Genomic DNA, 10,447 nt, shown 5'->3' with positions numbered 1-10,447 from the left:
TATTGCGGCCAACTGAACGAAAGCCTGGAAGGCCAGGAAATTACCCTTTGCGGATGGGTTCACCGTCGCCGCGACCACGGCGGGGTGATTTTCCTCGACATCCGTGATCGTGATGGTCTGGCCCAGGTGGTGTTCGACCCGGATCGCGCCGAGAGCTTCGCCGCCGCCGACCGCGTGCGCAGCGAATACGTCGTGAAGATCACCGGCAAGGTGCGTCTGCGTCCGGCCGGTGCGACCAACGCCAACATGGCGTCGGGCATGATCGAAGTGCTCGGTTATGAACTGGAAGTGCTGAACGAGTCGGAAACCCCGCCGTTCCCGCTCAACGAGTTCTCCGACGTTGGCGAAGAAACCCGCCTGCGCTATCGCTTCCTCGACCTGCGTCGTCCGGAAATGGCCGAGAAGCTGCGTCTGCGTTCGCGCATGACCACCAGCATCCGTCGTTTCCTCGACGAGAACGGCTTCCTCGACGTCGAAACGCCGATCCTCACCCGGGCCACCCCGGAAGGCGCGCGTGACTATCTGGTGCCGAGCCGTACCCACGCCGGTTCGTTCTTCGCCCTGCCGCAATCGCCGCAGCTGTTCAAGCAACTGCTAATGGTGGCCGGCTTCGACCGTTACTACCAGATCGCCAAGTGCTTCCGTGACGAAGACCTGCGTGCCGACCGTCAGCCGGAATTCACCCAGATCGACATCGAGACCAGCTTCCTCGATGAAAAAGAGATCATGGGCCTGACCGAGCAGATGATCCGCAACCTGTTCAAGGAAGTGCTGAACCTGGAGTTCGGCGAATTCCCGCACATGACCTTCGAAGAAGCCATGCGCCGCTACGGTTCGGACAAGCCGGACCTGCGTATTCCGCTGGAGCTGGTCGACGTTGCCGACCAGCTCAAGGAAGTCGAATTCAAGGTCTTCAGCGGCCCGGCCAACGATCCGAAGTGCCGCATCGCCGCACTGCGCGTTCCAGGCGGGGCGAGCATGCCGCGCAAGCAGATCGACGACTACACCAAGTTCGTCGGCATCTACGGTGCCAAGGGCCTGGCGTACATCAAGGTCAACGAGCGTGCTGCCGGTGTTGAAGGTCTGCAATCGCCGATCGTGAAGAACATCCCTGAAGACAAGCTCAACGTGATCCTTGATCGCGTTGGTGCAGTCGATGGCGACATCGTGTTCTTCGGTGCCGACAAGGCCAAGATCGTCAGCGAAGCCCTGGGCGCGCTGCGCATCAAGCTCGGTCACGACCTCAAGCTGCTGACCTGCGAGTGGGCGCCAATGTGGGTCGTCGACTTCCCGATGTTCGAAGAGAACGACGACGGCAGCTTCTCGGCGTTGCACCACCCGTTCACTGCACCGAAGTGCACCCCGCAGGAACTCGAAGCCAACCCGGCCGGCGCACTGTCCCGTGCGTACGACATGGTGTTGAACGGCACCGAGCTGGGCGGCGGTTCGATCCGTATTCACCGCAAGGAAATGCAGCAAGCGGTATTCCGCCTGCTGGGCATCAACGAAGCGGAACAGGAAGAGAAGTTCGGCTTCCTGCTCGACGCGCTGAAGTACGGTGCACCGCCGCACGGTGGTCTGGCCTTCGGTCTGGACCGTCTGGTGATGCTGATGACCGGCGCCCAGTCGATCCGTGAAGTGATCGCCTTCCCGAAAACCCAGAGTGCTGCCGACGTGATGACGCAGGCCCCGGGCGTAGTGGATGCCAAGGCATTGCGCGAGCTGCATATTCGCCTGCGCGAAACGCCAAAGGCTGAGTAAGACGGGCCTGAAGGCGCATCTTCGGATGCGCCTTTTTTCTTTCTCAGGTCGAATTTTTCAATTGCCGGCCGCTGCCTCGGCGGGGCGGGCAAGGTTTCAAAGAGCATTCGGAGCAAGTTATGGCAGGTCATTCCAAGTGGGCAAACATCAAGCACCGCAAAGAACGTCAGGATGCCAAGAGGGGCAAGATCTTCACCAAGTGGATCCGTGAACTGACCGTTGCGGCCCGTCAGGGTGGCGGTGATCCGGGTTCCAACCCGCGTCTGCGTCTGGCTCTGGACAAGGCGTTGAGCGCCAACATGAGCCGCGACATCATCGATCGCGCCGTTGCGCGCGGTGCCGGTGCCACTGAAGCGGACAACGTTGAAGAACTGACCTACGAAGGTTACGGCCCAGGCGGCGTGGCGGTGATGGTCGAGTGCATGACCGACAACCGCAACCGTACCGCCGCAGCCGTGCGTCATGCGTTCAGCAAGTGTGGCGGCAACCTCGGCACCGACGGTTCGGTGGCCTATCTGTTCGAGCGCAAGGGCCAGATCAGTTTCGCCCCGGGTGTCGATGAAGACGCACTGACCGAAGCGGCGCTGGAAGCCGATGCCGATGACGTGGTCACCCACGAAGACGGTTCGATCGACGTGTTTACCTCGTTCACCGGTTTCTATGCGGTGCGCAACGCGCTGGAAGCGGCCGGGTTCAAGGGCGACGACGCGGAAATCGTCATGCAGCCAACCACCAGCGCTGAGCTGGATCTGGAAGGTGCGGAGAAGGTGCTCAAGTTGATCGACATGCTTGAGGACCTGGATGACGTGCAGAACGTCTATTCCAACGCGGATATCCCGGAAGACGTCGCCGCTCAGCTTGGCTGATGTAAATAGAAAGGTTGCAGTTTTTTGCTGGCTCTACACTTCCTCTGTAGGAGCTGCCGAAGGCTGCGATCTTTTGATCTTTTAAAAACACAAAGATCGCAGCCTTCGGCAGCTCCTACATGTACCCTCAGCTTTCGCATCATTTTCTGCAGGCTTTATGACTCTAATCCTTGGTATCGACCCCGGTTCGCGCATCACCGGTTACGGGATCGTTCGCGATACCGGGCGGGGTGGCTGCATCTATGTGGCCTCGGGCTGCATTCGCACCGGCTCCGGCGAGCTGCATGAGCGTCTGCAAATCGTCTATCGCGGCGTGCGCGAAATCATCAAGACCTACGGACCGGTGACCATGGGCATCGAAAAGGTGTTCATGGCGAAAAACGCCGACTCGGCGCTGAAACTCGGTCAGGCGCGCGGCGCGGCCATCGTCGCCGGCGCCGAGGAGTGCCTGGAAATCGCCGAATACACCGCCACGCAAGTCAAACAGGCCGTGGTCGGCACCGGTGCGGCCAATAAGGAGCAGGTGCAGATGATGGTCATGCACATGCTCAAGTTGACCAGCAAGCCGCAGATCGACGCCTCAGACGCCCTCGCGATTGCCATTTGCCATGCGCACACGCGCTCAAGCCTGCTGCCGCACGGGCTGGGAACCGCACGCAGTCGTGGCGGGCGCCTGCGTCTCTGATAGCATCAGCATCAATTTTCCTGAAAGTGGCTTTGCGGTGCCTGTGTTGCCGGCGTGCAAGCCACCTTCAATCGTCGCCAGCCCACGGCTGGCCAGCGCTCAAGGATTCAAAACGTGATTGGACGCTTGCGCGGCACCCTGGCTGAGAAACAGCCGCCGCACCTGATTCTCGATGTCAATGGCCTCGGCTATGAGGTGGAAGTGCCGATGACCACGCTTTATCGGTTGCCGTCGGTCGGTGAACCGCTGACCCTGCACACCCATTTGGTCGTACGCGAAGATGCGCAATTGCTCTATGGTTTTGCCGGCAAGCGTGAGCGAGACTTCTTTCGCGAGCTGATCCGTCTCAACGGCGTCGGGCCGAAACTGGCGCTGGCGTTGATGTCGAGCCTGGAAGTCGATGAGCTGGTGCGCTGCGTGCAGTCTCAGGACACTTCGGCGTTGACCAAGGTGCCGGGGGTTGGCAAGAAGACCGCCGAGCGTCTGCTGGTGGAGTTGAAAGATCGCTTCAAGGCCTGGGAAACCTCGCCGGCGATGTTCGCGCTGGTGCCGAATCAGCCGGACGGCCCGGCGCCGGTCAACAGCGCCGAGACCGATGCGGTCAGTGCGTTGATCTCGTTGGGCTACAAGCCGCAGGAAGCGAGCAAGGCGATTTCCGCGATCAAAGACAAGAACCTGAGCAGCGAAGACCTGATCCGCCGCGCTCTGAAGGGAATGATTTAAGTGATTGAAGCTGATCGTCTGATCGCCGCCGCGCACAGCCCGCGCGAGCGCGAAGAAGTCCAGGATCGGGCCATCCGCCCGGTCAGTCTGGCCGACTACATTGGCCAGCCGACCGTGCGCGAGCAGATGGAGCTGTTCATCCAGGCTGCCCGTGGCCGCAGTGAATCCCTCGATCACACCCTGATCTTCGGCCCTCCGGGGCTGGGCAAGACTACGCTGGCCAACATCATCGCCCAGGAAATGGGTGTGTCGATCAAGAGCACCTCCGGGCCAGTGCTGGAGCGTCCGGGTGATCTGGCCGCGTTGCTGACCAATCTTGAGCCGCACGACGTGTTGTTCATCGACGAAATCCATCGTCTGTCGCCGATCGTTGAAGAAGTGCTGTATCCGGCGATGGAAGATTTCCAGCTCGACATCATGATTGGCGAGGGGCCGGCGGCGCGTTCGATCAAACTGGATCTGCCGCCGTTCACTCTGGTCGGCGCCACCACCCGCGCCGGCATGCTGACCAACCCGTTGCGAGACCGCTTCGGTATCGTCCAGCGCCTGGAGTTCTACAGCACGGCGGATCTGGCAACCATCGTCAGTCGTTCGGCGGCGATTCTCGGTCTGCCGCTGGACCCGGAAGGTTCGTTCGAGATCGCCCGTCGCGCCCGTGGCACGCCGCGAATAGCCAACCGTCTGCTGCGTCGGGTGCGCGATTTCGCGGAAGTGCGCGCCAAGGGCCACATCACCAAAGCGGTGGCGGATCTGGCGCTGAACCTGCTGGATGTCGACGAGCACGGTTTCGATCATCAGGATCGACGCCTGCTGCTGACCATGATCGAGAAGTTCGACGGCGGCCCGGTCGGTATCGACAGTCTGGCGGCGGCGATCAGTGAAGAACGCCACACCATTGAAGACGTGCTCGAACCGTATCTGATCCAGCAGGGCTATATCATGCGCACGCCACGGGGCAGGGTGGTGACGCGGCATGCCTATTTGCATTTCGGTTTGAATGTTCCGTCACGCATGGGCGAGATGCCCGTGGCAGACGAGTTTCTCGACGCCGTCGACGATTGATACACATTTGTTGGTGATTTATTCAGGGTTTGTACTGTCAGACGACGGTACTTTTGCGTTAAAGCTTTGAAACCACGAAAAACAGTTGTCTGGCCGGATTGGCAACCTGAGGAGTAAGCACTAGAGTATGCGCGCGCAAAACGGGCTTGAGCCGTTCGCACATCGTTGTCGCGTTTATTACGAGGACACCGATGCGGGCGGCATCGTGTATTACGTTAATTACCTCAAGTTTATGGAACGGGCTCGAACCGAGCGGCTACGGAAACTGGGCTTTGCCCAATCTGTGCTTGCCGGAGAGGACCTGTTGTTCGTCGTGCATTCCAGCGAAGCGCGCTACCACGCGCCGGCGCGACTGGACGACGAATTGCTGGTAAGCGCTGATGTAATCGAATTGAACCGTGCCAGCCTGCGCTTCAAACAGCAGGTCAGGCGGGCCACGGATAATGTGCTGCTCTGCGAAGGGCAGTTTTTGGTGGCCTGCGTGCGCACCGACAGTTTGAAACCCCGGGCCCTTCCCGAAGACCTGCGTGCGGCCTTCGCCGACGCGGTCGGCCCGGGTACACACTCAAAGCAGGAGATAAAGCGTGGAAGCTAACGTCGTCGACCATTCCTCCATGTGGAGCCTGGTCAGCAATGCCAGCATCGTGGTGCAGTTGGTAATGTTGACCCTGGTGGCCGCATCGGTGACCTCATGGATCATGATCTTTCAGCGCAGCAACTTGCTGCGTGCCGGTCGACGCGCCCTGGAGAGCTTCGAAGAGCGCTTCTGGTCGGGTATCGACCTGTCCAAACTGTACCGTCAGGCCGGCAGCAACCCTGATCCGGATTCGGGCGTGGAGCAGATCTTCCGTGCCGGCTTCAAGGAATTCTCCCGTCTGCGTCAGCAGCCAGGTGTCGATCCTGAAGCCGTGATGGAAGGTGTCGCTCGTGCGATGCGCGTGGCCATCTCGCGCGAAGAAGAGAAACTCGAGCAGAGCCTGCCGTTCCTCGCCACCGTCGGTTCGGTCAGCCCGTACATCGGTCTGTTCGGTACCGTGTGGGGGATCATGAACTCCTTCCGCGGTCTGGCCAGCGCTCAGCAAGCGACCCTCGCCACCGTTGCTCCGGGTATCGCCGAAGCCCTGATCGCCACCGCGATCGGCCTGTTCGCTGCGATCCCGGCGGTCATCGCTTACAACCGTTTTGCTGCGCGCAGCGAAACCTTGCTGGGCCGCTACTACACCTTCGCCGATGAATTCCAGGCGATCCTGCACCGCAAAGTGCACACCAGCGAAGAATAAGCAGGTATTTCCCGATGGCTTTAATCGCTCGAGCTCGCAAAAAGCGCAAGCCGGTCGCCGAGATGAACGTGGTGCCCTACATCGACGTGATGTTGGTGCTGCTGGTCATCTTCATGGTGACCGCGCCGATGCTCAATCAGGGCGTGAAAGTTGATCTGCCCAAGGTTTCCAGCGAAGCCTTGCCGCAGGACAACAACACCCAGGTCCTGACCATTTCGATCAAGGCTGACAAGACCTACTACTGGAACCTTGGCAGCGAAGTCGACACCGAGAAGCAACAGGACAGGGCCATGACCCTGCCACAGATGACTGACGCGGTGACCAAGATCATTCGCGCCGGCACCGAGGGCGGCAAACGCACCCAGGTGTTCATTCGTGGTGACAAGACTGTCGACTACGGCGCCGTCATGGGCGCCATGGGCGGGTTGCAGAAAGCCGGGGTCGGTAACGTTGGTCTGATTACCGAGGCCCCCTGATGCAGCAACAGCGAGAGCCGTCCGCCTCGGAAAGCTACTTCTGGCCTAGTGTTCTGGCAATCGTCCTGCACGTGCTGGTGTTCGGCATGCTGTTCGTCAGTTTTGCCTTCACGCCCGAACTGCCGCCGGCCAAGCCGATCGTCCAGGCGACTCTGTACCAGCTGAAATCGAAAAGTCAGGCGACCACCCAGACCAATCAGAAGATTGCGGGTGAGGCGAAGAAATCCGCCGCGCGCCAGACCGAAGTCGAACAGATGGAACAGAAAAAGATCGAGCAGGAAGCGGTGAAAGCGGCGGAACAAAAGAAAGAGGAAGCGGCTCAAAAGGCCGAGGAAGCCAAGAAGGCCGACGAGGCGAAGAAAGCGGACGAAGCGAAAAAGGCTGATGAAGCCAAGAAAGCCGACGACGCGAAGAAAGCCGAAGCGAAAAAGGCCGAAGAGAAACAATTGGCTGATATAGCCAAGAAGAAGGCCGAAGACGAAGCGAAGAAGGCTGCTGAGGAAGAGGCGAAGAAAGCCGCTGCCGAAGAAGCCAAGAAGAAGATCGTCGAAGACGCGAAGAAGAAAGCCGCCGAAGACGCCAAGAAGAAAGCTGAAGCTGAAGAGGCGAAGAAGAAAGTCGCCGAAGACGCGAAGAAGAAAGCTGCTGCCGATGCTGCGAAGAAGAAAGCGCAGGAAGCGGCACGCAAATCTGCCGAAGACAAAAAGGCCCAGGCCCTGGCAGATCTGCTTTCCGACACGCCGCAGCGTCAGCAGGCCCTGGCCGATGAGCAGGGTGACGAGGTTGCCGGCAGTTTCGATGACCTGATTCGCGCTCGCGCAGCAGAAGGCTGGGCTCGTCCTCCTTCGGCGCGCAAAGGCATGACGGTCGTGCTGCAAATCGGCATGTTGCCGGACGGCACGGTGACTTCGGTCAGCGTGGCCAAGTCCAGCGGTGACGGTCCGTTCGATGCTTCGGCAGTCGCGGCAGTGAAGAATATTGGACGTTTGACAGAAATGCAGGGAATGAAGCCGAGCGATTTCGCTCCGTATCGTTCATTCAAGATGACATTCACACCTGAGGATCTAGCCTTGTGAGAAACCTTCTTCGAGGAATGCTGGTCGTGATCTGCTGCATGGCAGGGATCGCGGCGGCAGATGAAAAGAACATTCTGGTCACCAGCGGCAGCGATCGGGCTACTCCGATCGCCGTCGTACCGTTCGGCATGCAGGGCGGCGCCGTGCTGCCGGATGACATGGCTGAAATCATTGGCAACGACTTGCGCAACTCGGGCTATTACTCGCCGATTCCGAAAGCCAACATGATCAGCCAGCCAAGCCAGCCGAGCGAAATCATCTTCCGTGACTGGAAAGCGGTGGGTGCTCAGTACATGATGGTCGGCAGCATCGCTCCAGCGGGCGGTCGCCTGCAGGTGCAGTGGGCACTGTTCAACGTCGCCACCGAACAGAAAGTGGCTGACGGCAGTGTGTCCGGTACGACCGACCAGATCCGTGACATGGCGCACTTCATCTCCGATCAGTCGTTCCAGAAGCTGACCGGCATTGAAGGTGCCTTCTCGACGCGTCTGCTTTACGTAACGGCCGAGCGTTTTTCCGAGAAGAACACCCGTTACACCCTGCAACGCTCCGACTATGACGGCGCCCGCGCAGTGACTCTGCTGCAATCGCGCGAGCCGATTCTGTCGCCGCGTTTTGCACCGGACGGCAAGCGTATCGCCTACGTGTCGTTCGAGCAGAAGCGTCCGCGTATCTTCATGCAGAACATCGACACCGGTCGCCGTGAGCAGATCACCAACTTCGAAGGCCTCAACGGCGCGCCAGCCTGGTCGCCGGACGGCAATCGCCTGGCGTTCGTGCTGTCGAAAGACGGTAACCCGGACATCTACGTAATGAACCTCGGTTCGCGTCAGATCAGCCGCGTAACCAATGGCCAGGGCATCAATACCGAACCGTTCTGGGGCAAGGATGGCTCGACCATCTATTTCACCTCGGACCGTGGCGGCAAGCCGCAAATCTATAAAACCAGCGTCGGTGGCGGTGGTGCCGAGCGTGTGACGTTCGTGGGCAACTACAACGCCAACCCGAAACTTTCGGCTGATGAAAAGACTTTGGTGATGATCCATCGTCAGGATGGCTTCACCAATTTCAAGGTGGCAGCTCAGGATCTGCAGCGGGGTAGTGTAAAGATCCTCACTGATAGCACTCTGGACGAGTCACCTACTGTTGCGCCCAACGGCACCATGGTAATCTACGCCACCCGCCAACAGGGCCGGGGAGTCTTGATGCTCGTGTCCATTAATGGGCGCGTGAGGCTCCCGCTTCCTACCGCTCAAGGCGAAGTCAGAGAACCGTCCTGGTCCCCTTACCTGAAGTGAGCGGGCGCTACACGTTTTACTTAACACACTGGGGTTCATTAGGAGTTTCACGATGGAAATGCTGAAGTTTGGTAAATTTGCTGCGCTGGCTCTGGCCATGGCTGTAGCTGTAGGTTGCTCGTCCAAAGGCGGCGACAACGCCGGTGAAGGCGCTGTTGATCCAAACGCTGGTTACGGCGCAAACACTGGTGCCGTTGACGGTTCCCTGAGCGAAGAAGCTGCTCTGCGCGCAATCACCACCTTCTACTTCGAATACGACAGCTCGGACCTGAAGCCAGAAGCCATGCGCGCTCTGGACGTTCACGCCAAAGACCTGAAAGCAAACGGCGCTCGCGTTGTTCTGGAAGGCAACACCGACGAACGTGGTACTCGTGAGTACAACATGGCACTGGGCGAGCGTCGTGCGAAAGCCGTTCAGCGCTACCTGGTACTGCAAGGTGTTTCCCCAGCTCAGCTGGAACTGGTTTCCTACGGCGAAGAGCGTCCAGTTGCTACCGGCAACGACGAGCAGTCCTGGGCCCAGAACCGTCGCGTCGAACTGCGTAAGTAATTCGATATGCGAACGTGCCGTCGTGCTGTAACTGTTCTGGCTCTCAGCCTCGCGCCGCTTGCGGCGTGGGCTGCGGTTCCTGTGGTCGATGACAACTCCGGTTATAACAATAGCGGGAGCAGTTATCCGCCTGCGGGTTACGGTACGAACGGCGCCTATGCCGGGGGAGCGGCTTCGGCCCCTGCCTCGGCACAAGGCATGCTGTTCAACCAATTGCAACAGATGCAGGATCAGATCTCGCGCCAACAGGGCGTGATCGAAGAACTGCAGAATCAGGTTTCGCGCATGAAGCAGGAATCCCTGGAGCGATACCAGGATCTTGATCGGCGCATAGGATCCGGCGTTGCACCAGCCGCGACTCCCGAGAATTCTTCTGCCGGTGGCGATGCAAGTGCTGCTGCCGGTGCTGCCGCAGGCGCGGGTGCTGCTGCGGCAGCCCAGGCCCCTGCCGCGGGTAGCGAACCGGCTGATCCGGCCAAGGAAAAGCTGTATTACGATGCCGCTTTCGACCTGATCAAATCCAAGGATTTCGACAAGGCCAGCCAGGCCTTCGCCGCTTTCCTGCGCAAATATCCCAACAGCCAGTACGCGGGCAACGCCCAGTACTGGTTGGGCGAAGTGAACCTGGCCAAGGGTGATCTGCAAGGTGCAGGTCAGGCCTTTGCCAAGG

12 protein-coding genes are annotated in these 10,447 nt (G+C 59.7%); all 12 read left to right on the top strand.

The window, feature by feature from the left end; translation table 11 throughout:
- On the top strand, positions 1 to 1,761 hold a 1,761-nt coding region (gene aspS / locus D8U60_RS26035), incomplete at its 5' end, for an aspartate--tRNA ligase (protein WP_130901289.1).
- Between the two features lie 119 nt (positions 1,762 to 1,880).
- The gene (locus D8U60_RS26030) at positions 1,881 to 2,627 is read left to right on the top strand and encodes a YebC/PmpR family DNA-binding transcriptional regulator (RefSeq protein ID WP_024014089.1); all 747 of its coding nucleotides are present in this window, start codon (positions 1,881 to 1,883) and stop codon (positions 2,625 to 2,627) included.
- Between the two features lie 157 nt (positions 2,628 to 2,784).
- Entirely contained in the window at positions 2,785 to 3,312 is a 528-nt protein-coding gene (ruvC, locus tag D8U60_RS26025; RefSeq protein ID WP_016773501.1) for a crossover junction endodeoxyribonuclease RuvC, read from the top strand.
- A gap of 114 nt (positions 3,313 to 3,426) precedes the next feature.
- Positions 3,427 to 4,035, top strand: a complete 609-nt coding sequence (ruvA, locus tag D8U60_RS26020) for a Holliday junction branch migration protein RuvA (RefSeq protein WP_024014088.1) — start codon at positions 3,427 to 3,429, stop codon at positions 4,033 to 4,035.
- Positions 4,036 to 5,097 carry a Holliday junction branch migration DNA helicase RuvB gene (gene ruvB, locus D8U60_RS26015; RefSeq protein WP_024014087.1) on the top strand — a complete coding sequence of 354 codons (1,062 nt, stop codon included), beginning with the start codon at positions 4,036 to 4,038 and terminating at the stop codon, positions 5,095 to 5,097.
- Positions 5,098 to 5,224: 127 nt separating this feature from the next.
- On the top strand, positions 5,225 to 5,692 hold the full coding sequence (gene ybgC, locus D8U60_RS26010) for a tol-pal system-associated acyl-CoA thioesterase (RefSeq protein ID WP_016773503.1): 468 nt from the start codon (positions 5,225 to 5,227) through the stop codon (positions 5,690 to 5,692).
- Positions 5,682 to 6,377, top strand: a complete 696-nt coding sequence (gene tolQ / locus D8U60_RS26005; protein WP_008080223.1) for a protein TolQ — start codon at positions 5,682 to 5,684, stop codon at positions 6,375 to 6,377. The genes ybgC and tolQ overlap by 11 nt, the downstream gene beginning before the upstream one ends.
- 23 nt (positions 6,378 to 6,400) lie before the next feature.
- Entirely contained in the window at positions 6,401 to 6,853 is a 453-nt protein-coding gene (gene tolR, locus D8U60_RS26000) for a protein TolR (RefSeq protein ID WP_160767866.1), read from the top strand.
- Complete coding sequence (gene tolA, locus D8U60_RS25995) at positions 6,853 to 7,929, top strand: cell envelope integrity protein TolA (RefSeq protein WP_016773505.1); 1,077 nt, start codon at positions 6,853 to 6,855, stop codon at positions 7,927 to 7,929. Before tolR ends, tolA begins: the two co-directional genes overlap by 1 nt.
- 17 nt (positions 7,930 to 7,946) lie before the next feature.
- Positions 7,947 to 9,227 carry a Tol-Pal system beta propeller repeat protein TolB gene (tolB, locus tag D8U60_RS25990; protein WP_016773506.1) on the top strand — a complete coding sequence of 427 codons (1,281 nt, stop codon included), beginning with the start codon at positions 7,947 to 7,949 and terminating at the stop codon, positions 9,225 to 9,227.
- 52 nt (positions 9,228 to 9,279) lie between these two features.
- Positions 9,280 to 9,777: a peptidoglycan-associated lipoprotein Pal gene (gene pal, locus D8U60_RS25985; protein WP_003178634.1), complete on the top strand. Its 498-nt coding sequence runs from the start codon at positions 9,280 to 9,282 to the stop codon at positions 9,775 to 9,777.
- 6 nt (positions 9,778 to 9,783) lie between these two features.
- Positions 9,784 to 10,447: YbgF trimerization domain-containing protein (locus D8U60_RS25980; protein ID WP_130901288.1), on the top strand; the 664-nt coding region annotated here is incomplete at its 3' end.

Source organism: Pseudomonas sp. Sample_11 (genome assembly GCF_004307505.1).
Taxonomy (GTDB): domain Bacteria; phylum Pseudomonadota; class Gammaproteobacteria; order Pseudomonadales; family Pseudomonadaceae; genus Aquipseudomonas; species Aquipseudomonas atacamensis.
This window is presented reverse-complemented; position numbering and strand designations above follow the sequence as displayed.